Origin of the sequence: Streptomyces sp. BoleA5, assembly GCF_000373665.1 — a bacterium.
Lineage (GTDB): Bacteria > Actinomycetota > Actinomycetes > Streptomycetales > Streptomycetaceae > Actinacidiphila.
Window position 1 is genome coordinate 78,936 of sequence record NZ_KB892111.1, and the last position, 23,375, is coordinate 102,310.

Annotated in this window: 20 protein-coding genes and 2 pseudogenes; 15 read left to right on the forward strand and 7 right to left on the reverse strand. The window is 72.2% G+C overall.

Going from position 1 to position 23,375, the window contains the following annotated elements:
* The first annotated feature begins 901 nt into the window (after positions 1–901).
* From B085_RS0123695 to B085_RS0123715, 5 genes are all read left to right on the forward strand, one after another.
* Positions 902–1,885, forward strand: a complete 984-nt coding sequence (locus tag B085_RS0123695) for an ABC transporter permease (RefSeq protein WP_018561085.1) — start codon at positions 902–904, stop codon at positions 1,883–1,885.
* 1 nt (position 1,886) lies between these two features.
* On the forward strand, positions 1,887–2,831 hold the full coding sequence (locus B085_RS0123700) for an ABC transporter permease (protein WP_018561086.1): 945 nt from the start codon (positions 1,887–1,889) through the stop codon (positions 2,829–2,831).
* Complete coding sequence (locus B085_RS0123705) at positions 2,828–4,957, forward strand: ABC transporter ATP-binding protein (protein ID WP_018561087.1); 2,130 nt, start codon at positions 2,828–2,830, stop codon at positions 4,955–4,957. Before B085_RS0123700 ends, B085_RS0123705 begins: the two co-directional genes overlap by 4 nt.
* Positions 4,958–4,971: 14 nt before the next feature.
* Positions 4,972–6,675, forward strand: coding sequence for an ABC transporter family substrate-binding protein (locus B085_RS0123710; protein WP_234018644.1), 1,704 nt, complete (start codon positions 4,972–4,974; stop codon positions 6,673–6,675).
* Between the two features lie 690 nt (positions 6,676–7,365).
* Complete coding sequence (locus B085_RS0123715; RefSeq protein WP_078620033.1) at positions 7,366–9,180, forward strand: ABC transporter ATP-binding protein; 1,815 nt, start codon at positions 7,366–7,368, stop codon at positions 9,178–9,180.
* Between the two features lie 36 nt (positions 9,181–9,216).
* Here B085_RS0123715 and B085_RS0123720 read toward each other — a convergent pair whose 3' ends face one another.
* Positions 9,217–9,696 carry a winged helix-turn-helix transcriptional regulator gene (locus tag B085_RS0123720; protein ID WP_018561090.1) on the reverse strand — a complete coding sequence of 160 codons (480 nt, stop codon included), beginning with the start codon at positions 9,694–9,696 and terminating at the stop codon, positions 9,217–9,219.
* 198 nt (positions 9,697–9,894) lie between these two features.
* Here B085_RS0123720 and B085_RS43595 point away from each other — a divergent pair, with 198 nt between their 5' ends.
* The 3 genes from B085_RS43595 to B085_RS0123735 all read left to right on the forward strand — a co-directional run bounded on the left by B085_RS43595 (position 9,895) and on the right by B085_RS0123735 (position 12,085).
* Positions 9,895–10,251 (forward strand): MmcQ/YjbR family DNA-binding protein, encoded by a 357-nt coding sequence (locus tag B085_RS43595; protein ID WP_018561091.1) that lies wholly within the window; start codon positions 9,895–9,897, stop codon positions 10,249–10,251.
* Positions 10,248–11,276, forward strand: coding sequence for a TIGR03617 family F420-dependent LLM class oxidoreductase (locus B085_RS0123730; protein ID WP_018561092.1), 1,029 nt, complete (start codon positions 10,248–10,250; stop codon positions 11,274–11,276). The genes B085_RS43595 and B085_RS0123730 overlap by 4 nt, the downstream gene beginning before the upstream one ends.
* Positions 11,277–11,401: 125 nt before the next feature.
* Positions 11,402–12,085 carry a RibD family protein gene (locus B085_RS0123735; protein WP_026251360.1) on the forward strand — a complete coding sequence of 228 codons (684 nt, stop codon included), beginning with the start codon at positions 11,402–11,404 and terminating at the stop codon, positions 12,083–12,085.
* Between the two features lie 535 nt (positions 12,086–12,620).
* Here B085_RS0123735 and B085_RS0123740 read toward each other — a convergent pair.
* On the reverse strand, positions 12,621–13,421 hold the full coding sequence (locus B085_RS0123740) for a CDP-alcohol phosphatidyltransferase family protein (protein ID WP_037732353.1): 801 nt from the start codon (positions 13,419–13,421) through the stop codon (positions 12,621–12,623).
* A 115-nt stretch (positions 13,422–13,536) separates the two neighbouring features.
* Here B085_RS0123740 and B085_RS0123745 point away from each other — a divergent pair, with 115 nt between their 5' ends.
* The 5 genes and pseudogenes from B085_RS0123745 to B085_RS43600 form a co-directional block, all read left to right on the forward strand.
* On the forward strand, positions 13,537–14,517 hold the full coding sequence (locus tag B085_RS0123745) for a zinc-dependent alcohol dehydrogenase (protein WP_018561095.1): 981 nt from the start codon (positions 13,537–13,539) through the stop codon (positions 14,515–14,517).
* A 24-nt stretch (positions 14,518–14,541) separates the two neighbouring features.
* A complete protein-coding gene (locus B085_RS0123750; protein ID WP_018561096.1) occupies positions 14,542–14,940 on the forward strand; it encodes a 6-pyruvoyl trahydropterin synthase family protein in 399 nt (132 codons plus the stop codon).
* On the forward strand, positions 14,937–16,061 hold the full coding sequence (locus B085_RS0123755; protein WP_018561097.1) for a glycosyltransferase family 4 protein: 1,125 nt from the start codon (positions 14,937–14,939) through the stop codon (positions 16,059–16,061). Before B085_RS0123750 ends, B085_RS0123755 begins: the two co-directional genes overlap by 4 nt.
* On the forward strand, positions 16,058–16,906 hold the full coding sequence (locus tag B085_RS0123760; RefSeq protein WP_018561098.1) for a hypothetical protein: 849 nt from the start codon (positions 16,058–16,060) through the stop codon (positions 16,904–16,906). Before B085_RS0123755 ends, B085_RS0123760 begins: the two co-directional genes overlap by 4 nt.
* 59 nt (positions 16,907–16,965) lie before the next feature.
* A pseudogene (locus B085_RS43600) lies at positions 16,966–17,733 on the forward strand (lysylphosphatidylglycerol synthase transmembrane domain-containing protein); the annotation flags it as partial.
* A 107-nt stretch (positions 17,734–17,840) separates the two neighbouring features.
* Here the strand turns inward: B085_RS43600 and B085_RS47340 are convergent.
* The 3 genes from B085_RS47340 to B085_RS0123775 all read right to left on the reverse strand — a co-directional run bounded on the left by B085_RS47340 (position 17,841) and on the right by B085_RS0123775 (position 20,810).
* A complete protein-coding gene (locus B085_RS47340) occupies positions 17,841–18,350 on the reverse strand; it encodes a GNAT family N-acetyltransferase (RefSeq protein ID WP_078620031.1) in 510 nt (169 codons plus the stop codon).
* An 87-nt stretch (positions 18,351–18,437) separates the two neighbouring features.
* On the reverse strand, positions 18,438–19,889 hold the full coding sequence (locus B085_RS0123770) for an MDR family MFS transporter (protein ID WP_018561100.1): 1,452 nt from the start codon (positions 19,887–19,889) through the stop codon (positions 18,438–18,440).
* 144 nt (positions 19,890–20,033) lie between these two features.
* Positions 20,034–20,810, reverse strand: a complete 777-nt coding sequence (locus B085_RS0123775; protein WP_018561101.1) for an enoyl-CoA hydratase-related protein — start codon at positions 20,808–20,810, stop codon at positions 20,034–20,036.
* A 136-nt stretch (positions 20,811–20,946) separates the two neighbouring features.
* On the opposite strand from B085_RS0123775, the gene B085_RS0123780 reads away from it, so the two are divergent.
* A complete protein-coding gene (locus tag B085_RS0123780) occupies positions 20,947–21,732 on the forward strand; it encodes a tyrosine-protein phosphatase (protein ID WP_018561102.1) in 786 nt (261 codons plus the stop codon).
* A 145-nt stretch (positions 21,733–21,877) separates the two neighbouring features.
* Here the strand turns inward: B085_RS0123780 and B085_RS0123785 are convergent, their stop codons facing one another.
* Positions 21,878–22,864, reverse strand: a complete 987-nt coding sequence (locus B085_RS0123785; RefSeq protein WP_018561103.1) for an NAD-dependent epimerase/dehydratase family protein — start codon at positions 22,862–22,864, stop codon at positions 21,878–21,880.
* A gap of 47 nt (positions 22,865–22,911) precedes the next feature.
* Between B085_RS0123785 and B085_RS49485 the strand changes: the two genes are divergently transcribed.
* Positions 22,912–23,088, forward strand: a complete 177-nt coding sequence (locus B085_RS49485; protein ID WP_018561104.1) for a hypothetical protein — start codon at positions 22,912–22,914, stop codon at positions 23,086–23,088.
* 13 nt (positions 23,089–23,101) lie between these two features.
* Here the strand turns inward: B085_RS49485 and B085_RS0123795 are convergent.
* Positions 23,102–23,375: pseudogene (locus tag B085_RS0123795) on the reverse strand (ABC transporter ATP-binding protein); the annotation flags it as partial.

Consider the following 23,375-nt stretch of genomic DNA (forward strand, 5'->3'; position numbering starts at 1 on the left):
CTCGGGACGCATCAGCGGCACCTGCTGCGCGTGTTCTACCTCTCCGCCCAGTTCGCTGCCCGCTGCTGCCCCACCTCACAGAGCTTCTACCAGCGCAAACGAGGCGAGGGGAAAACCCACAAGCAGGCTATTCCCGCGCTCGCCCGGCGCCGCCTGTACGTGCTCCGGGCCCTCATCCGAGACCAACGCACCTTCACCCACCGAGCCACCACAACGCGGACTCACAGCGATGTGACGTGATCACCAAGCGTCACCGACGCCCTTGACAAACCCCGTTGGGAATCACTGACCGGACACCGGATCCTCTGGTGCTCTGCACGGCCGTCCTGGTCGACTGCCAGTCCTACCGGAACTCCGCTGCTCACGTCCCGAGTCACCGCAGATCAGCACGTACTCGCCGACGCCTCCGAAGCCCTGAACTCCACGGCCCTGCCCCAAAGGCGTTGGAAAGGGAGTACGAAGAGACGAATATGCACGAAGGTTTGTTTTGTGCCTCTTGGAGTCGCCCGCGCTTCGCAGGTCGCCGTACCTGCCGTGACGGTGAAACGCGCAAAAAATGACCGGTATGCGGCTTTGCTTAACCGGATCGCGACCTGATCAGCCTTGACGTGCCACGCGGGCAGTTGGAATCGTTGTCGGCGGCGCTGCTGATCATGTGGCTGCTGTAAACCCGCTTATTCCATGCAAGGTTGTCCGCTATGTCCTGTGTAGTGCTCACTCATGCTTCGCCTGCTCGTTCAGCTCTGTGGGCACACCTCAGGCTCGTGCACCGGAACGGCTTCGCGCCAGTCATTTTTTGACCCCCGAGGATCCGCTCGTCCCCGGTCGGCGCGACTAAGTCTCCAGTCACTCATCGGACTTGCGGGCCGATACGCCTCATATCACGAAAGACCGACTAACAGTGCTGCGTTACATCGCCCGCAAAATAGTCGGCTGGTTTTTGATGATCGCCATCGCGACCAACCTCACGTACTTCCTCGCTAACGCATTCCTCAAACCTGCGTCGAACTACACCGCGTTGCGACCGCCTCGAACTCCAGCCCAGATCAACCATGCCTTGTCGCTCTACAATCTCAATCCGGACAAGCCGGTCACGGATCGGTGGTGGCACTGGATAACCCAGATCGTGACTCACTTCGATTGGGGCCAGTCGCCGACCGGGGGGAGTGTCAACGAGCAGGTCGCCTACCGGATTTTTGTCAGCGGCCAGTTGGTCCTGGGTGCGACGATCCTGTCCATCGTGGTCGGAGTCGGGCTGGGCGTCTACACCGCGTCGCGCCAGTACAAGGCCGCCGACCGGGTGCTGCAGGGGATCTCCGTGCTCTCCTTCAACACGCCCTCCGCGGTGGCCTCCCTCGCGGTCGTGCTCGCGGCCATCGCGCTGAACCAGTCCCTGGGCAGCACGCTGTTGCCTGTCGCCGGAGCGCAGAGCCCCGACGTCAGTGGGTTCTGGGCGGTCTTCGGGTCCAGAGCGATGCACGCGATCCTGCCCACGATCTCGCTCACGTTCATCTCCTACGCCGGATACCACCTGTTGCAGCGATCGCTGCTGCTGGATCACATCAACTCCGACTACATCCGAACGGCACGGGCCAAGGGGTTGACGCGGAAGCAGGCCATCTACCGGCACGGGCTGCGGACCTCGATCATTCCCGTCGCCACTCAGGTCGCGTTCGCCATGCCGGCGCTGTTCACCGGCGCGGTGATCACGGAAACGGTTTTCGCCTGGCACGGAATGGGTGAGTACTTCACCAAGACCATCAGCACGAACGACGTGCACGGCGTCGTCGCCGTCGCAGCCTTCGGCGCCCTCATGACGGCCATCGGTGCGATTCTCGCCGACCTCGTCGTCGTGGCTCTTGACCCCAGGATCAGGGTGAGCTGACGTGGCCATCAACATGCCCGGTGTCGGACCCGACGCCGAACGGGTGCGCCCCGGCGAGACGCAGGGACCAGGAAAGGCCGGCGGTAAGCGCCTCTCCCCGTCCAAGCTCTACATGCGGCGCTTCGCGCGCAACAAGCCGGCGCTCGGCGGTCTGGTCCTCTTCGCCCTCCTTGTGTTCTTCTCGCTTCTCGGCCCGTACCTGACTCATTGGGACCATGTGGAGGCGGACTTCACCGCACTCTCCGTCCCCCCCGGCGTTGGCGGTCACCTGCTGGGCACCAACGGCGCGGGCAACGACGTCTACGCCCAACTCGTGCACGGCCTCGGCAGGTCGCTGATCATCGCCGTGACGGTGTCTCTGTTGACCACCGCGATAGCCGGACTCTTCGGTACCACCGCCGCCTACTTCGGCGGCAAGGTCGAGCGGGCGATGCTCGGTTTTGTGCACTTCCTGCTCATCTTGCCCTCGTTCCTCATCATCGCCCTCGTCGGTACGCATTACCGCGGTGAGTGGCAGGTTCTGGTCGTGGTCCTCACGCTCTTCGGCTGGATGCTCACCGCTCGGGTGATCTGGTCCCTGGCCACCTCCCTGCGGGAGCGCGAGTACGTGCTGGCGGCCCGCTTCATGGGCGTCAGCGCGATGCGCACCATCGTCCGCCACCTGGTACCGAACATCGGGTCCTTGCTCGTCGTGACGTTCACCCTCGGTGTCGCCTCGACCGTGCAGTCCGAGACGGCGCTCTCCTTCATCGGCTTCGGCGTCAAGCAGCCCGACGTGTCGCTGGGTTCCATGCTCGCCGACGGGCAGAACACACTGTCCACCGCTCCCTGGCTGTTCTACTTGCCCGCAAGCATGGTGGTGCTGCTCACCGTGGCGATGGCGCTGATCGGCGACGGCCTGCGCGACGCCCTCGACCCCACCTCGCAGTCTGGAGGCCGCGCATGATCGAGCAGCGCGCTGTCACGACCACGCCCGACACCCGGCAGCCTCTGCTGTCCGTGCGCGACCTGCAGGTGGCCTTCCCGTCGGAAGCAGGCCGGGTGGAAGCCGTCCGCGGCGTCTCCTTCGACCTGCACCGCGGCAGGACCCTGGGCATCGTGGGCGAATCGGGGTCGGGCAAGTCCGTCACGTCCATGGCCGTCATGGGACTTCTGCCCGACTACGCCGCGGTCACCGGCGAGATCACGCTCGGCGGGAAGAACCTCCTCGATCTCGACGACCGGCAGATGTCGAAGGTGCGCGGTCAGCACATCGGCATGATCTTCCAGGACCCGCTCTCGTCGCTCACTCCGATCTTCAGCATCGGAGCCCAGATCGTCGAGGCCCTCCAGATCCACCAGGACATCTCGTCCGCTGCCGCCTGGAAACGGGCCGTCGAACTGCTGGACCTGGTCGGTATTCCCAACCCCGACCGCCGCGCCAAGGGGTTCCCGCACGAGTTCTCGGGCGGGATGCGGCAACGGGCCGTCATCGCCATGGCGATCGCGAACGACCCCGACCTGATCATCGCCGACGAGCCGACGACCGCTCTCGACGTCACCGTGCAGGCGCAGATCCTCGATGTCCTCAAGACCGCCCAGCGCGAGACCGGGGCCGCGGTCATCATGATCACCCACGACCTCGGGGTGGTGGCCGGCTCGGCCGACGACGTCATGGTGATGTACGCCGGCCGGCCGGTCGAACGTGCCGGGGTGGACGACCTCTTCGCGCGGCCGCGCATGCCGTACACCATCGGCCTGATGGGTGCGATTCCCCGCCTGGACGACCGCGAGAGGGGCGCCCTGACCCCGGTCCCGGGGACTCCGCCGCTCCTGGTGGACCTTCCCGACGCCTGCCCTTTCGCGGCGCGTTGTCCGGTCGTACAGGACGCCTGCCGGGCGGCCGAACCCCCCCTGCTGGCGGTCTCCGAGGGCGACAGCGGCGAGAAGCAGCACGTGGCTGCCTGCCGGCGCGCCGCGGAGATCGACGATGGCGCCATCGGCGGCGAGCCGATCTACCCCGTCCCGGCCCTCAGGGAGAACCGGGCCGCGGCCGTCCCCCGTGAGGACCGACCGAAGGTCCTGGAACTCTCGGGTGTCACCAAGACCTTCCCGCTCACCAAGGGCGGCCTGCTCAAGCGCAGGGTGGGCTCCGTCTTCGCCGTCAACGGCATCGACCTGGACATCCGCCAGGGAGAGACGCTCGGACTCGTCGGCGAGTCGGGGTGCGGCAAGACCACCACACTGCTGGAGATCATGGGACTGAAGCCGCCCGAGCAGGGCAGCATCGCCGTCTGCGGCCAGAACACGGCGGACCTGAAGCGGAAGCAGGACATCAGCTCCGTCCGTCGCGACATGCAGATGGTGTTCCAGGACCCCATGGGGGCACTGGACCCCCGCATGACGGTCTTCGACATCCTCGCGGAACCCCTCCGCGCGGTCGGTGACCGCGACAACAAGGCGCTTGCCACTCAGGTGGCGGAGCTCATGGAACTCGTGGGGCTCGACGCCGAGCACCTCGACCGCTTCCCCGCGGCCTTCTCCGGAGGGCAGCGGCAGCGCATCGGCATCGCCCGGGCGCTCGCCACAAAGCCGAAGCTGCTCGTTCTCGACGAGCCGGTCTCGGCTCTCGACGTCTCGGTGCAGGCCGGCGTCATCAACCTGCTCAACGACCTCAAGGCCGAGCTGGGGCTGTCCTACCTCTTCGTCGCCCACGACCTGTCGGTGGTGAGCCACATCTCCGACCGCGTGGCGGTGATGTACCTGGGGCGGATCGTCGAGACCGGTGCCACCGACGCCGTCTTCGACAACCCCAGGCACCCCTACACCAAGGCACTCCTCTCCGCGATTCCCCTGCCCGATCCGGCCGCGGAACGCACCCGGGAACGAGTCCTGCTCAAGGGCGACCTTCCGAGTCCGACCGACGATCAGCCTGGTTGCCGGTTCGTCACCAGGTGTCCGCTGCACCAATTGCTGTCGGAGCCGCAGAAGGAGCAGTGCCGCGGAGTCACTCCGCAGCTCACTGACAGGGGCGACCAGGACCACCGCGACGCATGCCATTTCGCGGACACGACCATGTCTGTATCCAACTGAACCGAAAGGCCGTCATGAGACGCATCGTTCTGGGCGGGTTGGCGCTTGCCGCCACCGCTTCCCTCGTCCTCTCCGGGTGCACCAGCGGGGGCACCGAAAGCGCCCCGAAGGAGAAGACCAAGGGCGCCACCTCGGAGAGCGAGGTGCTGACCGCGTACAACCCCCAGCCTGCGAGCAACCTGCAGCAGGGCGGCAAGATGACGCTGCCCATCGTGGAGATTCCCGATCAGCTCAACCCGCTGCACGGTGACGGGTCGCTGTACACGTCGAAGATCGCCTGGTTCTACCAGCCGCAGCTGTCCTTCAACGACCCCAAGGGCAACATCACGTACAACCCGGACTACCTCGCCGACGTCAAGCAGGCGACGGTGGACGGCAAGACCCAGATTACGTACGACATCAACCCGCAGGCCAAGTGGAACGACGGCCAGGACATCGACTGGACGGCGTTCCGGGACACCTGGAACGCGCTCAACGGGAAGAACAAGGACTACGTCGTCGGCTCCACCGACGGCTACTCCAGCATCACCTCGGTCGCGAAGGGCAAGGACGCCAAGCAGGCGATCGTCACCTTCAGCGGCCCCTTCGTGTACTGGAAGTCCCTCTTCAGCACGCTGGTCAACCCACACATCGCCAAGGCCGACGCCTTCAACAAGGCCTACGTGAGCACCCCCCACGCGGAGTGGGGTGCCGGCCCTTACACCATCTCCAAGTTCGACGCCAAGGGCGGCACGGTCACCTACAAGCCCAACCCCAAGTGGTGGGGCGCGAAGCCGCATCTGGACGAGTTCACCTTCGTGCAGATGGAGGTCAGCGCCAGTCTCAACGCCTTCAAGAACGGCCAGATCGACGCGGTGCAGGCTGCCAACGCCGAGGAACTCAACCAGGTGAAGTCGGTGGCGGGCACCGAGCTTCGGCGCGGCACGACCACCTCCAACAACCTCCTGGTCTTCAACAGCACCTCGCCGCAGTTGAAGGACCCGGTGGTGCGCAAGGCCCTGATGGAGGGCATCGACCGTTCCCAGCTCGCGAAGATCACGTTCCAGGGACTCGGCTACACCGAGCCCCTGCCCGGGTCCTTCAGCCTCTTCCCCTTCCAGAAGGGGTACCAGGACAACTTCGGCAAGCTCGTGAAGTTCGACACCGAGGCGGCGAAGAAGGAGCTGGATGCCGCGGGCTGGAAGGCCGGCGCGGACGGTGTGCGGGCCAAGGGCGGCGAGAAGCTGGAACTGACCTTCCCCACCATCGGTGACAGTGCCACGGTCAAGGCCCGGGCCACTGCCATCGCCCAGATGATGAAGAACATCGGCGTCAAGCTGAACATCGAGGCCCGGCCCTCCGCCGACTTCAACAAGGTGTTCACCAAGCGCGCCTTCGACATCTTCGGGATGGGCTTCATCTCGAGCGACCCGAACGGAATGCTCTACATCTGCCAGATGTACTGCTCCGACTCGACCCTCAACGTCTCCCGCTCGGTGCCGAAGAGCATGGACGAGGAGGTCAAGGCCGTCACCAACCTGCCGACCCTGGACGAGCAGATCGCCGCCGGCAACAAGGTCGAGCTGAAGGCCATGGAGACCTACGGCATCATGCCGATCCACAACGGCCCCACCATCTGGGCCGTCAAGAAGGGTCTCGCCAACTACGGGGCGGCCCAGTTCTACGGCAACTACGGCGTCATCGGCGCGCCTGAGCTGATCGGCTGGGAGAAGAAGTAAGTCGCCGTGCCGGGCTCCGCCGCAGCGTCAACGCGGCGGAGCCCCCGCATGGCGGACGACGGCGAAGTGCTCTGTGCGATCTGCCCCGACTGCCGCCCTTGACCGACGCTGATCCACCCGCTCTGCGGCCGCACGGCACCCTGCGTGCTCCAGCAGTTGACCGGGCAGCCCCGCGGCCGTTGCGACCAGCGAGAAGCGCATTGCACCATGTACGGCCGACTCCGCGACATCCGCTCCGGCAGCGTCAACGCCCCGTTCTGCGGCCGGTACGCCGGGCGCATCGTGCAGAGCGCGTGGCGACACGAGGCCGGACCCGGCGGCGGCTTCCGCGGTGGCGGGGGCATCGGCCGTATGGCGATGATGGGCGCCCCGGCGAGCCGATCCGTGCGACCCCGAGCCGTCTCCGCCCGCACGGGTGCCCCCGGGCGCACCCGTGCGCCGTGCCGCCCGCCGGAAAACGCTTGGACTGCGCACCGGTCCCTGCGGGACACTGCCAGTTCGGACCGCCCACCAGTCGCTCCTCGGCGTCGCCGCACGGGCAGGCCCCGTGACCATGCGCGTCCCCCGCAGGACGACCCGAGCGGCGGGGATTGATCCGAACCAGAGTGCCGCGCCGCCACGGCGCGGCACCTCCCGGAGCACGTCCCGGAGAAGAACGCGGCAGTCGCCGCACGACACCGCAGGGTGAAGATGGGATCGCCTGAAACAGACAGGTTCCGGCCGGCCAGGGGCCCGGTGCTCCTGGCCCTTCGTCACTACGGAAGGGAGCTGGCCCGGCTCCGGTGGCTGACGCTTCCGGCGATGCTGTCGCCGGCCCTCGGCAACATCGGCATCAACTACGTGGCCCCGCTGGTCGTCGCGAAGCTCGTCGGCGGCTTCGTCGACGGTACCGCCCCCGGCCTCGGGGCGACCCTGCCCTACGTCCTGGTCTTCGCCGGCGTGCTGCTGCTCGCGGAGACGCTGTGGCGGATCGGCCTGCACTGCCTCAACCGCCTCGACGCCCTCGGCATCGAGCACCTCTACGTGGTCGGCATGGACGAGCTGTTCGCCAAGGACGCGTCGTTCTTCCACGACAACTTCGCCGGGTCGCTGACCAAGCGGGTGCTGAGCTTCGCCTCGCGCTTCGAGGAGTTCGTCGACACGCTGACCTTCAACGTCCTGGGCAGCTTCGTACCGCTGCTGTTCGGGTCGGTGGTGCTGTGGGCCTACGAACCGCTGCTGGTGGTCGGCCTCTTGGCGATGATCGCGGTGACCGCGCTGTGCGTGGCGCCCCTCATCCGCCGGCGCCAGGCGCTCGTCCGCCGGCGCGAGGAGGCGATCGCCAGGGTGTCCGGGCACGTCGCCGACAGCCTGATGAACATGGACACCGTCCGGGCGTTCGCCGCCGAGGAGCGCGAGGCCGCCGAGCACCGCTCCCGCGTCGCCGAGTCGCGCAGGCTCACACTCAAGTCGTGGGACTACGGAAACCTGCGCATCGACACCCTGGTCGCACCGCTGTCCGTGCTCACCAACGCGCTCGGCCTGCTGCTCGCGGTCACGCTCGGCGCGGGCACGCACGGTGTGGAGGCGGTCGTGGTGGCCTTCACCTACTACTCCAACGCGACGCGGATCATGTTCGAGTTCAACCAGATCTACCGCCGTCTGGAAAGCTCGATGACGGAGGCCGCGCAGTTCACCGAACTGCTGCTGAAGCCGCCCACCGTGCTCGACCCGCCCGCGCCGGAACCGCTGCGGTCCACGGGCGCCGATGTCCGCTTCGAGCACGTGACCTTCGCCCACGGGGGCGCGGAGCCGCTCTTCGAGGGGCTCGACCTCGCCGTGCCCAGCGGTGCCAGGGTCGGGCTGGTCGGCCGCTCCGGGGGCGGCAAGACCACCCTCACCCGGTTGCTGCTGCGGATGAACGACATCGACGGCGGCCGGATCCTGATCGGCGGGCAGGACATCAGCCGGCTGCGCCAGGCCGACCTGCGCGGCCTGATCTCCTACGTGCCCCAGGACCCGGCGATGTTCCACCGCACCCTGCGGGACAACATCGCCTTCGCCCGCCCCGACGCCACCGAGGACGAGATCCGCCGCGCGGCCAAGGCGGCCCACGTCACCGAGTTCGCGGACGCGCTGCCCGCCGGCTTCGAGACCATGGTCGGCGAACGAGGGCTCAAGCTCTCCGGCGGACAGCGGCAGCGGGTCGCGCTCGCCAGGGCGATCCTGCGCGACGCCCCGATCCTGCTGCTCGACGAGGCGACCAGCGCGCTGGACTCCGAGAGCGAGATGCTCGTCCAGGAGGCCCTGTGGCGCCTCATGGAGGGGCGGACGGCGCTCGTGGTGGCGCACAGGCTCAGTACGGTCGCCGGCATGGACCGGCTGATCGTCCTGGACCGCGGACGCATCATCGAGCAGGGCACCCACCAGGAGCTGCTCGCGGAGGACGGCGCCTACGCCAAGCTGTGGCAGCACCAGTCGGGCGGCTTCCTGGACGACACCGCCGAACGGGCCGACCTGCACTGAACCGGGCCGCCCACGGCCGCCGGGGCGCCCCGCCGGTCAGGCCGCCCCGGTGGGCCGGGCCACGGCGATGGACACGTCGCTGCCCGGTACCTCGCTGCCGTCGTCGGTGAGGAAGCCGACGTGGACGGCGCGGCCGGTCGAGCGCGTCCGGCGGCGCGCGGAGGGGCCGGAGGGGCGCGGCCGGTGGCGGTCCCCCCACTGCTGGAGGGAGGCCATGACGAGGTCGAGCTCCCGCCCGGCGTCGGTCAGGTGGTAGCTCTGCCGCTGCCGGCTGCCCGGCTCCTGGTACGTGCGCGTGCACAGGACCCCGGCGTCGACGAGCAGCTTGAGGCGGGTACTGAGGAGGTTGGGGGCGATCCCGAGCGAGGTCTGGATCTCGGCGAAGCGGTGCCGCCCGGCGAAGATCTCGCGCAGCACCAGCAGGGACCAGCGCTCACCGAGGATCTGCAGGCTCCGCTCGATGGAGCAGGCCGGCTGGTCCTCCTCCGGGCCCGACACGTGCCGTCCGGTCGCCACTGCCGCTCACCTCCTGGACGATGCGATTCCCGCCCGCCGCGTCCTCGCGACCGCGCCGGGGAGAAGCTCAGTGTACACCTAGGTTTCCCCTTGCTACTCAGGTCCGCCCGGAGGAGCGGGGGCGCGGAGCCGGAGAGGGGCGTCACGCGCGGGGGACGCGTCACGGCCGTTGTCGGAGGCGATGGCTACCGTGGTCGCATGCCCGATTCCGAAGACGTCCGCCGCATCGCCCTCTCGCTGCCCGAGTCGGTCGAGAAGGAGGCCTGGAGCATGCCCACGTTCCGGGTCGCCGGGAGGATGTACCTCACACTGCCCGACGACGAGACGTCCTTCGCGGTGCGCTGCCCCATGCACGAGCGGGGCGAGCTGATCGCGGCCGAGCCGGGGAAGTTCTGGGTGCCGCCGCACGAGGCCGGGTCGAACTGGGTGCGGGTCCGGCTCGCCGCCCTGGACGACATGGACGAGCTCCGGGACATCGTCGCCGACTCCTGGCGGCAGGCCGCGCCGCCGCGGCTCACCGAGGCCGACGGCCCGGCCGCGGGAGCCGGCGCGTGACCACCCCGCCCGCGCCCCTCAAGGCCGACTTCACCTTCACCGGCCGGATCGAGCGGACCGCCGCGGCCGCCGCCCACGCCGAGGCGCACGGCGCGGACGGCATGCTGGTCAACGAGATGCGGCACGACGCCTTCCTCCAGCTTGCCCTCGCCGCGGGCGCCACCCGCCGGGCCGACCTGGTCAGCGGTGTGGCGATCGCCTTCGCGCGCAACCCGATGACGGTGGCCACGGCCGCCTACGACGTCCAGCGGCTGTCCGGCGGGCGGCTGACCGTCGGCCTCGGCTCGCAGGTCAAGCCGCACATCACCCATCGCTACGGCATGCCGTGGTCGCGGCCCGCCGCCCGCATGAAGGAGTTCGCCGCCGCCCTGCGGGCCATCTGGCACAGCTGGCAGACCGGCGACCGGCTGCGCTTCCGCGGCGAGTTCTACACCCACACCCTGATGACGCCGATGTTCGACCCGGGCCCCCTGCCGTCCGGGCCGCCCCGGATCTGGCTCGCAGGCGTCGGCCCGATGATGACCGCCGTCGCGGGCGAGGCCGCCGACGGGCTGATCTGCCACGCCCTCACCTCCGCGGACTACCTCCGGCAGGTCACCCTCCCCACCGTGCACAAGGCCAGGGAGGCCTCCGAGCACGCGGGCCGGCCCTTCGAGGTGGCGGGCAACGCCCTGGTCGCCACCGGCCGTACCGAGGAGGAGTACGCGGCGGCCCTGACCGCCACCCGCGAGCGGATCGCGTTCTACGCCTCCACACCCGCCTACCGCGCGGTGCTCGACCTCCATGGCTGGGGCGAACTCCACGACGAGCTGCACCGGCTGTCCGTGCGCGGCCGGTGGGCCGAGATGGGCGGGCTGGTGGACGACGACGTCCTGGACGCCTTCGCCGTCCACGGCGAACCGCGTACGGCCGGCCGCGCCGTGCGCGACCGCTTCGCGGGCCTGTGCACCCGCGTCACCGTCTCCCTCTCCCACGACGCCGACGACTCGCTCGCCCTCGACGTCCTCGCCGGGATACGGGACTGACGGGCCGACTCCGCGGCTGACCAGGCCCGCACGATGATCGGCGGACCCTACATCGATCCGGAGGCCCGCGCGCGACTTACGGAACCTTCACATCCGCGAACGCCCTTGTACGGCAATGTGTCCCCATGAGATCGCGCCCGTACGTACTGATGTCCGTGGCCTCCTCGCTGGACGGATGCCTGGACGACACGAGCACGACCCGGCTGCTGCTCTCCAACGAGGAGGACTTCGACCGGATCGACGACGTCCGCTCCGGGGTGGACGCCATCCTCGTGGGGGCCAACACCATACGGTCCGACGACCCGCGGCTGCTGGTGTGCTCCGCCGAGCGCCGCGAACGCCGGCTCCGCGCGGGGCTGTCGCCGACGCCGATCAAGGTCACGGTCACCGAGAGCGGGAAACTGGACCCCGGCGCACGGTTCTTCACCACCGGGGAGTGCGAGAAGGTCGTCTACACGACGTCCGGCGCGCGCGACTGCCTCCGCGAACGCATCGGCGACGTCTGCTCCGTCGTCGACGCCGGGGACCCGCTGGACGTGCGGGTCCTGCTCGCCGACCTCGCCGAGCGCGGTGTCGGACGGCTCATGGTCGAGGGCGGCGGAATCGTCCACACCATGTTCCTCAGCGCCGGGCTCGTCGACGAACTCCACCTCGTGTACGCGCCGTTCTTCGTCGGCCAGGCCGACGCCCCGCGCATGGTGCACCCCGCGGTCTTCCCGCAGGGCCCCCAGCAGCGGATGACGCTCGCGGAGACCCGGCAGATCGGCGACGTGGTGCTGCTGCGCTACCTGCCGCGCCAGGACGCCTGACCGCACCGGCGAGGGCCGGCGACGAGCGTCGCGTCGCGTCGCTCACGGTGCTCCTTGAGCAGGTACGGGCAGCGGCCGGCGCCGGCTCAGCCGCCGACCGGGCCGCGTGAAGACGGCCGGCCGTCGGCGATCGCGGGTGCCCGACGGGGCGTGAGCGGGACGGCCCTCCCCGTGGCGACGCGTCGAGCTACGACAGCCGAGCCGGCAGTGCCGCGCCAGGATCTGCGGCCGCCCGCCGGGCGGTGGCGAGTCGAGCCGGGCGTCACTTGAGGGCCCGGCGACAGGGCGGTGAAGCGGCGGCATCGCCCTTCGCCCTTCGCCCCTCCGGCCGGAGCTCGGACATCCCTGGTGAGGGCCGGGACCGCCTCGTGGGCGGTGGCCTTCGGCGCGGCGCTCCAGGGCCTCATGAACTCCGACCGTGCCGCCCGCGCTCGGGCGGCCCGGGTCCCAGGCCGACATGACGCCGGCGGCTACCCCGGAGCGGAACGGCCGGCCCGGCAGCGGAAGGCGCCGCCGGGGCCTCGGGCCTGCCGGGTCAGGAGGTGGGGCCGCCCGACGACGCGGAGACCAGCGCGCGGGAGTCCTCCGCGGCCGCGGCCGGCGGAGGGAAGCCCGTGGCGGACCGCGGGGCCGGGCGGTGGCGCCGCAGCCAGAGCACGTCGCGGCCGAACGACCACACCAGCGAGGCCAGCGCGAGCACCGTCAACGCGGCCGAGGCCCCCGCGGGCAGGAGCCCCGAGCACGCGGCGAGCAGGACGACGCCCTGCAGTGCCGCCACGGTCTTGCGGGCGAAGCTCGGCGGGAGCGGGGCGTTGAGCCACGGCAGCACCCACGCCGCCGCCACGAAGGCGTACCGCATGGCGCCGATCACCAGCACCCACGGGCCCAGCGTCAGCGCGAGCCGCGCGCTGAGCAGCAGGATCAGGAAGGCGTCGACCTCCATGTCGAAGCGCGCGCCCAGGGCGGACGAGGTGCCCGTGCGCCGCGCGACCTTGCCGTCCACCGCGTCGAGGGCCAGCGCCACCGCGGTCACTCCGGTGAGCAGCGGTGCGCCGTGAGCGACACCTCCCGCCACCATGGCCGCCACGCCGCCGACGAGCACCGCGCGGGCCAGGGTGACGTGGTCGGCCGGGCCCAGCGAGCGGCGTCCCGCCCGCCGCAGGCCCGCCGCCAGCAGCGCCCAGGTGCCCGCCGCGTAGACGGTCCCGGCCAGCCAGCCCACGGTGTCCAGGCCCACGGTGGCCCACAGCGCGGCGAACAGCGCCAACTGGGCGGCTGCCGCCCCGGCCTGCTCGCGGCCCGCGGTACCCCCACGGAACTCGGATCCAACGGTCATCACGGTCATGAGACGTCCCCGCTTGTCGCCTGTGCGGCACAGCCGCGTACGGTCGGGCCCGGCACCACCTGGATGGCCGGTGTCTGTTGCCCGCCATGGAGTACGGAGGAAAACGGTGGAGCGTTCGGCGCGTGCGTTCTGGCTTCGCGAACCCGGCGAGGGCGAGGTCAGACAGACGGCCCTCGCGGAGCCCGGCCCGGGGGAGGTGCTGGTGCGCTCCCTGTACTCCGGGGTGAGCCGCGGCACCGAGACCCTGGTCTTCCGGGGCGGGGTGCCGGTGAGCCAGCACCAGGCGATGCGGGCACCGTTCCAGGAGGGCCAGTTCCCGGGGCCGGTGAAGTACGGCTACCTCAACGTGGGCCTCGTCGAGCAGGGGCCGCCCGAGCTGCTCGGCCGCACCGTCTTCTGCCTCTACCCGCACCAGACCCGGTACGTCGTCCCGGCCACCGCCGTGACGCCGGTGCCCGACGACGTCCCCGCGGGGCGCGCGGTGCTGGCGGGCACCGTCGAGACCGCGGTCAACGCGGTCTGGGACGCGGGCCCGCAGATCGGCGACCGGATCGCCGTGGTCGGCGCCGGCATGATCGGCTGCAGTGTGGCCGCCGTCCTCGCGGGAGTCCCTGGGGCACGGGTGCAGCTCGTCGACGTCGACCCCGCCCGCGCCGCCGTCGCCGAGGCGCTCGGCGTCGGCTTCGCCCACCCCGACGCGGCCGAGGGCGGCTGTGACCTGGTCGTCCACGCCAGCGCCACCGAGGCGGGGCTCGCCCGCTCCCTGGAACTGCTGGAGCCGGAGGGCACCGTCGTCGAGCTGAGCTGGTACGGCGACCGGCGGGTCAGCCTGCCGCTGGGCGAGGCCTTCCACTCCCGCCGGCTGGTCGTGCGCAGCAGCCAGGTCGGCACCGTCTCACCCTCGCGCCGCACCCGGCGCACCTATGCGGACCGGATGGCCCTGGCCCTGCGCCTGCTCGCCGACCCGGTCTACGACGCCCTCGTCACCGGCGAGAGCGACTTCGAGGAATTGCCCCTGCTGATGAAAGAGATCGCAGGCGGTGAACGTTCCGTGCTCTGCCACCGTATTGCCTACCGTCCCGGTTAGGCCTTTGGGGAAGGTTGTCCTCGCGTGTTCAGTATCACCGTCCGCGACCACGTCATGGTCGCCCACAGCTTCCGCGGCGAGGTCTTCGGACCCGCCCAGCGGTTGCACGGCGCCACGTTCCTGGTGGATGCGACGTTCCGCCGCCCGGAGCTCGACGCCGACAACATCGTCGTCGACATCGGCCTGGCCACCCAGGAGCTGGGCGCGGTCCTCGCCGCGCTCAACTACCGCAACCTCGACGACGATCCGGACTTCTCCGGGATCAACACCTCCACCGAGTTCCTGGCGAAGACCATCGCCGACCGGCTCGCCGACCGCGTGGCCGCGGGCAAGCTCGGCGAGGGCGCGCACGGCCTGACCGGGATCTCCGTCACCCTGCACGAGTCGCACGTCGCCTGGGCGAGCTACGAGCGTTCTCTGTGAGGACGCCCGCGCGCTCGACCGCCCCCGCTCCGGCGGGGGCGGCCCCCGCGTACGTCGTCCTCCCGGGCGACGTCGACGACGCCACCGCGCCCAGCGGCGGCAACGTCTACGACCGACGGCTGAGCCAGACCCTGGCGGCCGCGGGCCGGCCGCTGCGGGAGCTCCCCGTGCGGGGCGCGTGGCCGCGCCCGGACGGCGCAGCCCGCGAGGCTCTGGCCAGGGCGCTCGCTGCGGTGCCGGACGGCGCGGTGGTCCTGCTCGACGGGCTCGTGGCCTGCGCGGTCCCCGAGATCGTCGTCCCGCACACGGGGCGGCTGCGCACCGCGGTCCTGGTGCACCTGCCGCTGGCCGACGAGACCGGCCTCGGCCCCGCGGCCGCCCGGGAACACGACGCCCTGGAGCGCGAGACCCTGCAAGCCGTCTCCGCGGTCGTCGCCACCAGCCCCTGGGCGGCCCGGCGCATCGCCGAGCGGCACGCGCTGCCCGCGGGCCGGGTCCACGTCGTCGTCCCCGGCACCGATCCCGCGCCGCTCGCACCCGGCACGCAGGACGGCGCACGGCTGCTCTGCGTGGCCTCGCTCACCCCGCGCAAGGGCCACGACCTGCTGGCCGGGGCGCTGGCCGCCGTCGCCGACCTGCCCTGGACCTGCCGCTGTGTGGGCCCCCTCGGCCGCGACCGCGAACACCTCGCACGGGTACGCGAACTGATCGCCCGGCACGGGCTCGGCGACCGCGTGGAACTCACCGGCCCGCTCACCGGCGAACCCCTCGCGGCGGAGTACGCCGCCGCCGACCTGCTCGTCCTGCCGTCCCGCGCCGAGACCTTCGGCATGGTCGTCACCGAGGCCCTGATGCGCGGCACCCCCGTACTGGCCACCGCCGCCGGGGGAGTGCCCGACGCCCTCGGCCTGGCACCGGACGGCACCCGGCCCGGCCTGCTCGTCCCCCCGGACGACCCGGACGAACTCGCCGCGGCGCTCCGCCGCTGGCTCGACGACGCCGGCCTGCGCGACCGGTTGCGGGCGGCGGCCCGCCTGCGGCGCGGGACGCTGCACGGCTGGGAACACGCCGCGCGGGACATGGACGCGGTGCTCGAACTGCTGCGGGAGGGAACCCGATGACCACGTCCGACACCGCCCCCTTCACACCGCACTGGCTCGCGCTGCGCGAGGACGCCGACGCCGCGGCCCGCGCCGCGGACCTGCTCGGCCCGCTCCGCGAGCACCTCGCGGGTGCCTCCGGCGGCGGCCCGCTCGTCGTCCGCGACCTCGGCTGCGGCACCGGTTCCATGGGCCGCTGGCTCAGCGGAAGCCTCCCCGGACCGCAGCACTGGATCCTCCACGACCACGACCCCGCCCTCCTCGCCCTCGCCGCGGCGAGCCTGACCGCCCTCACCGCGGGCGGCGGCCCCGTCACCGCCGAGACCCGCGAGGGCGACCTCACCCGGCTCACCGCCGCCGACCTCGCCGGGACCTCGCTCGTCACCGCGTCCGCACTGCTGGACCTGCTCACCGCCGACGAGACCGACGCCCTCGCCGCCACCTGCACCGCCGCCGGGGTCCCCGTGCTCTTCGGCCTCTCGGTGGTCGGCGAGGTCGAACTCGGACCCGCCGACCCGCTCGACGCGGACATCACCGCGGCCTTCAACGCCCACCAGCGCCGGAGCGCCGGCGGCCGCGCACTGCTCGGGCCGGACGCCCTCGACGTCGCCGCCCGGGCGTTCACCCGGCACGGTGCCACCGTCACGACCCGGCCCAGCCCCTGGCGGCTCGGCGCGGACGACTCCGCGCTCACCGCCGAGTGGCTGCGCGGCTGGGTCGGCGCCGCCGTCGAACAGGATCCCGGCCTGGCCGCCCCCGCGCAGGCCTATCTGCGCCGCCGGCTGGCGGACTGCGCCGCCGGGCGGCTCACCGCCGTCGTCGGGCACGGCGACCTGCTCGCCCTGCCCGGAGGGGGGGCCCGGTGAGGCAACGACTGTGGGCCTGGGCGCGGTTGCTGATCGGCGCGGGCATCCTGGCCGCCCTCGTGTGGCGGCTGGGCACCGGGGCGTTCGTCGACGGCCTGCGGGTCGTCGACGGCCCCGCCGTCCTCGCCGCCCTCGCGATCGGCCTGTTCACCACCGTGACGAGCGCCTGGCGCTGGTGCCTGGTCGCCCGCCGGCTCGGCCTGCGGCTCCCGCTGACCCGGGCCGTGTCCGACTACTACCGGGCGCTGCTGCTCAACGCGGTGCTCCCGGCCGGGGTCCTCGGCGACGTCGACCGGGCCGTGCGCCACGGCAGGCACTCCGGCGACGTCGGCCGCGGCGTGCGCGCCGTCGTCCTGGAACGGGTCGGCGGCCAGGTCGTCGTCCTCGTGCTCGGCGCGGCCGTCCTGCTGACCCGGCCCGGCCTGGTGACGGCCATCGCCGGCGACCTCCTGCCGGGCCGGGACGCCGCGGAGGCCGCGGCCGGCGTGCTCCTGGCCGTCGTGGCGCTCGGCGGATGGCTGCTGTGGCGGCGCGGCGCCAAGGGGCGGAAGGCCCTGGCCACCGGGCTGGCCGACCTCCGCGGCGGACTGCTCGCCCGCGGCACCTGGCCGGGCGTGGTCGCGCTGTCCGCGGCGGGACTCGCCGGCCACATCGCCCTGTTCGTGGTCGCGGCCCGCGCCGCCGGTTCGTCGGCGCCGGTCGCCACGCTCGTGCCGCCGCTCGTCCTGGCCCTGCTCGTGATGGGACTGCCCGTCAACATCGGCGGCTGGGGCCCGCGTGAGGCCGCCGCGACGCTCGCCTTCGGCGCCGCCGGGCTGGGCGCCGCCCAGGGCCTGGCGACCGCCGTCGTGTACGGGGTGCTCACCCTCGTCTCGAGCCTCCCGGGGATCGCCGTGCTCGCCCTCCCCGGCCTGCGCGCGCTCGCCGCCCGCTTTCAGCCCGCGGAGGACGGCGCCGTCCCGTCCACCAGGTCGCGGACGAACCGGAGCCCGGGACGGCCGCTCAGCTCGACCGTGCCGACGGGCACGAACCCCGTACGGGACAGCACCGTGCGCGAGCCCGCGTTGTCCAGCGTGGTGACCGCCCGCAGCGTCGCCAGCCCGTACTCACCGGCCGCCCGGGCGCACACCTCGTGAACCGCGGCCGTGGCGAGCCCTCGCCCGGCCGCGCTCTCGGCGATCCGGTACCCCAGCTCCGCCGACCCGTCGGTCACGTCCACCAGGTTGACCCGGCCCAGCACCTCGTCGTCCGCGCCGACCAGCACATGGAAGTGGCAGAACCCGGTGTCCTGCTCGGCGAGCAGCGCCTGGTGCCGTGCGTCGAAGTGGGCGAAGTAGTCGTCGCCGCGGTCCGGTATCGACGCGGCGAAGTACGAGCGGTTCGTTCGCTCGAACTCCAGGAGCGCGGCGGCGTGGTCGGTACGGAGACGTTCCAGGCGAGGCATGCCCCGATGGTAGTGGGGCCCGCCCGCGCCCGGCCGGGGCGCCCGGCCGGACCGGCCGAGCGGTCGGTCAGCCGGAACGCGGCCGGGTCAGGAGGCGGGCGACGCGGCCGCGTCGGGGCGGGCGTGGCGGCCGGGGCGGGACGTCTCGACGCCCAGGGCGTCCTTGTCGGAGACGAAGAGCGCCGCGACCGCGGAGATCAGGGCCAGGCCCGTGCAGAGCACGAAGCCCGCGTGGTACGCGCCCAGGTTGGCCGTGGTGGTGCCGCTCGCCGTCACGGTCGTCGTGCCGACGGCGGTGAGGAGTGTGGCGATGAGCGCGGTACCGAAGGCGCCGCCGAGTTGCCGCTGCATGTTGAACACGGTCGCGGCCCGCCCCGTCGAGGGCGCGGGGATCGTGGCGAAGGCGGCGTTCTGCGCCGACATCATCACGTGCCCGATGCAGTAGCCGAGGACGAAGAGCACCCCGCGCAGCACCCACGGCGAGGTGGCCGTCGTGAACCCGGTCATCACCGCCACGCAGACGCCCATGCCCGCCGAACCGCCCACCATCAGCCACCGCGGCCCGATCCGCCGGTACAGGCGCGGGGCGATCTGCGCGGCGGCCATCACGCCCACGGCCTCCGGCCAGGTGGCCAGGCCGCTCTCGAAGGCGTTGAAGCCGAGTGCCTCCTGCAGGAACATCGGGTAGAGCCACACCGTGCCGAGGAAGACCGCGCTGAGCGGGAACATCACGACGGTGTTGGCGCGGAACAGCCGGTCCCGGAAGAGCTCCAGGTCCAGCATCGGCATCGAGATCCGCCGCTCCACCAGCACCATCGCGCCGAGCGCCGCGATCCCCACGAGCAGCGGCACGAGGATGCCCGCGGTGCCCCAGCCGTTCTTGGCCCCGTTGGTCAGCGCGTACAGCGCCAGCGCCAGCCCGCCGCCGGCCAGGAGGAAGCCGACGAGGTCGAAGCGCCCGGGGCGCTCCAGGCGGAAGTCCGGGAGGAACAGCAGGCCGAAGACGACGGCGGCGGCACCGACCGGCAGGTTGACCAGGAAGACCCAGTGCCAGGACACGGCGTCGCACAGCCAGCCGCCCAGCACCGGGCCCACGGCCGGCGCGATGGCGGTCGGCACCATCAGCGCGCGCTGCGCCTTGATCCGTTCCGCCGGCGGGTAAGCGCGGAAGAGCATGGTCTGGCCGACCGGCACGAGCAGACCGCCGCCCGCGCCCTGCAGGATCCGGTACAGGGTGAGTTGTTCGAGGCTGGTGGACATGGCGCACAGCGCCGACGCCAGGGTGAAGGCGACCAGCGCGGCGAGGAACACCCGGCGGGTGCCGAACCGGTCGGCGAGCCAGCCGGCGACGGGGATGAAGACCGCCAGGCTGACGAGGTATCCGATGTTGACGCCCCCCAGCCCGGAGGCCGGCACGCCGAAGTCCTCGCCGATGGCCGGTACGGCGACGTTGACGATGGTGGTGTCCATGATCGCCATGAACAGCGCGGCGACGAACACCACGGCGACCGCGGTGGTCGGCGGAATCCTGCGTGCCAAATGGAAGCTCCTCGCTCGGGGCGCCTCCTGCGCGGCGGACCGCGGTCCGGACGACACCGGTCACGGGTTCCAGATAAGCCCGGACTCCGGCGTGGCGCACGCCGGAGTCACCCGGGTGCGTGTACCCGCCGGTCACCGGCCTCGTCAGCGGCCGGTCCAGCGGGGCGGGCGCTTGTCCAGGAACGCCGCGACGCCCTCGTGCCGGTCCTCGGAGGCCATCACCGTACGGGTCGCCTCCTCGGTGGCCCGCCAGCCGAGCGCGTCGGCGCCGGAGAGCCAGGCGTCCATGGCCACCAGGCTCGCCTGGACCGCGACCGGGGCGTTCTCGCAGACGCGCGCGGCGAGTTCGAGCGCGCCCGCCAGCGCCTCGCCCTCCTCGGTGACCCGGTTGACCAGGCCCGCGGCGTGCGCCCGCGCGGCGTCGACGGGATCGCCGGTCAGCACCATCTCCCTGGCCAGGTTCACCGGCAGGGCGCGCGGGCCGCGGAACAGCCCCGCGCAGGTGGGCACCAGGCCCAGCCGGACCTCCGGCAGCCCGAAGCGGGCGTTCGAGGCGGCCACCACCAGGTCGCAGGCGAGCACCAGCTCCATCCCGCCCCCCAGCGCGGCGCCCTCGACGGCGGCCACCAGCGGCTTGCGCCGGTGACGGCGGATCAGTCCGTACTCGCCGCCGCGCTCGGTGACGTAGTCGCCGATGGCGTTCAGGTCGCTGCCCGCGCTGAACACCCCTCCGGAGCCGGTGAGCACCCCGGCCCACAGCTCCGGGTCGTCCTCCAGGGTGTTGAACGCCGCGTCGAGCGCCTCGGCCAGCCGCCGGTCCACGGCGTTGCGCCTGTGCGCACGGCACATCCGGACCACCAGCACGCGGCCGTGCCGCTCCGTGCGCACCAGCGGCTCGCCGGCCGGCTCGGGCTGGGCCATGGCGGGCACCTCCGGTCGGTGGTCGTCCGGGGACGTGTCCCGGGGTCAGCCGACGATATCCCCAGGGCCGCGGTCGCCGGTGGACCGGGGCGGCGCCGCACGGCACGATGGCCAGGGGCCGTACGAGGAGGGCGCCTTGGAGACGACGCAGGACGGATCCACCGGTGAGACGCCGCGCTGGGTCGAACTGGCGGAGGTCGACAACATCCGCGACCTGGGCGGACTGCCCGTGCACGGCGGCGGCACGACCCGGCGCGGCGTCGTGTTCCGGGCCAGCACCCTCCAGGAGGCCACGGCGGACGACGTCGGACTCCTGCTCGGCCGCTACGGGCTGCGCACCGTCCTCGACCTGCGCGGCCCCGACGAGGCCGCCCGCGAGGGGCACGGCCTGCTGGCGGACGCGGCCGTACGCAGGGTGAACCTGCCGGTCAGCCGGGTGGAGGCGCTGGTCGCCGACGCCGTACCGGTGACGACCGCGGACGACGGGAACGCCACCGGCTTCTACCTCGGGCTGCTCGACGGCAGCGGCGAGTCGCTGGTCGCCGCCGCCCGCGTCGTGGCCGACACCGACCAGCACGCCGTGGTCTTCCACTGCGCCGTCGGCAAGGACCGCACCGGCGTCCTCGCGGCGCTCCTGCTCGACGCGGTGGGCGTGCCCGCCTCCGCCATCGCCGCCGACTACGCGCTCACCGCCCAGCGCGTCGTCCGGATCCGCGCCCGGCTGACCCGCTTCCCCTCCTACCGCGACCTTCCCGCCGTGGAGCACGCCTTCATGGCCTCCGAACCGCGGGTGATGCGCCGTTTCCTGGCCACCCTCCACACCGCCCACGGAGGCGCGGGTCCATGGCTGCGCGACCGCGGACTGACGGCGGCGGAACTCACCCGCCTGAGAGAAGTCCTGGTCGTTTCGGCCCCGGACTGACCGGCCGAACTGCCCGTCCCGTACGGAGGCCCTGGCGCACAGGCGCGCCAGGGCCCGCCCCGCATCGAGCAGGGAACGAGTAATGCGAGGGTCGAGATGCCCCGGCCGGACCCGCCCCGGACCCGGTGGCCGGGGCGCGTCGGTCTCAGGCGCCGAGCGCCGCGGCCTCCTTCGCCGGGTCGAGGCCGACCGTGGGGCGGTCGGGGCGCTGGGGGGCCGTGCCGCCCAGGGAGCGCAGCCACTTCCAGGTGTCGGCGACCGTCTCGGTGACGGGGCGGCAGCGCAGGCCGGTGGCCAGGGCGCGGGAGACGTCGCCGGTGTGGAGCGTGTCGTAGAGCTCGCCCGGGGGGAGCCAGACCGGCAGTTCGCTCCAGGGCTCGATGCCCGCGGCCAGCACCTTCTCGGGTTCCGTCCAGCGCAGTTCGGCGCCGGAGCCCGTCACCGCGGCGCAGGCGCCGAGGAGTTCGCCGGTGGTGGTGTGTCCCGGCGGGCTGACGAGGTTGTAGGCGCCGCCGAGGCCTGAGTGGGCGGCGTCCAGCATCCATGCGGCGAGGTCGCGGACGTCGATGTACTGCAGGGGCAGGTCGCGGGGTCCGGGGGCGAGCACGGGGCCGCCGCGGGCGATGCGGTTGAGCCACCAGGGGAGGCGGCCGATGTTCTCGTAGGGGCCGAGGATCAGGCCCGCGCGCACCAGAAGGGCGTGGTCGCCGAAGGACTCGGCCGCGGCCAGTTCGCCGCCGCGCTTGGCGCGGGCGTAGTCGACGTCGGGTCCGTCGTCCGGGGCGGCGTCCACCACGGGTCCGTCCTCGTCGAGGCCGGCCCTGGCGGGGTAGGTGTAGACGGAGCGGCTGGACACGTAGGCGTAGGTCCGGGCGCGGCCGGCCAGGAGGCGGGCCGTCTCCCTGACGGCGGCGGGTGCGCCGGACCAGGTGTCCACGACGGCGTCCCACTCGCCGTGCTCCAGGGCGGCGAGGCCGCCCTCGGTTCCGCGTTCCCCGAGCAGTTCCCCGGCGCCGGGAGGCGCCTGGTGCCGGCCGCGGTGGAACACCGTGACCTCCCAGCCCCGCTCGAGCGCGTCCTCGACGACGGCGCGTCCCACGAACTCCGTACCACCCAGTGTCAGCAGCTTCATACCGGCCACTGTGCCTCGCGGCGCGGCCTGACGGCAGCGGTCACGCTGTGGGCGCAATCGCGGGGAACGGCGGGTGGCGGCGGACGGCGCCGTCCGGTTCGTGCCGCGCCGGCTCCCGCGCCGACCGCGATCCCTTCGCGGGGCCGCCCGAGCGGATCGCGGCCACCCGGGTGCTGCAGACCTTCGTGGGCGGCGTGCGGGTCTACGCCGCCCCGGACGCGTAACGCCCGTGGACGGTCAGTCCTGTTCGGGTTGGTCGGGGCGGATGGTGATGTGGTCGGGTTCGAGTTCGAGCATGACGCGGTTGCGGATGTCGAGGGCGTGGGTGTAGTCGCGGGGGAGTTGGAGGCGGCCGGAGCGGTCGACGGTGGCGTATTCGCTGGCGTGGACGGTGGTGCGGCCCTCGTCGTCGACGCTGGTGCGGCGGACGACTTCGGAGGCGGTGCGGCCGTCGCGGATGGCGACGGTGCGGTCGACCGCGGTGGCGACGGCCTGGTCGTGGGTGACGACG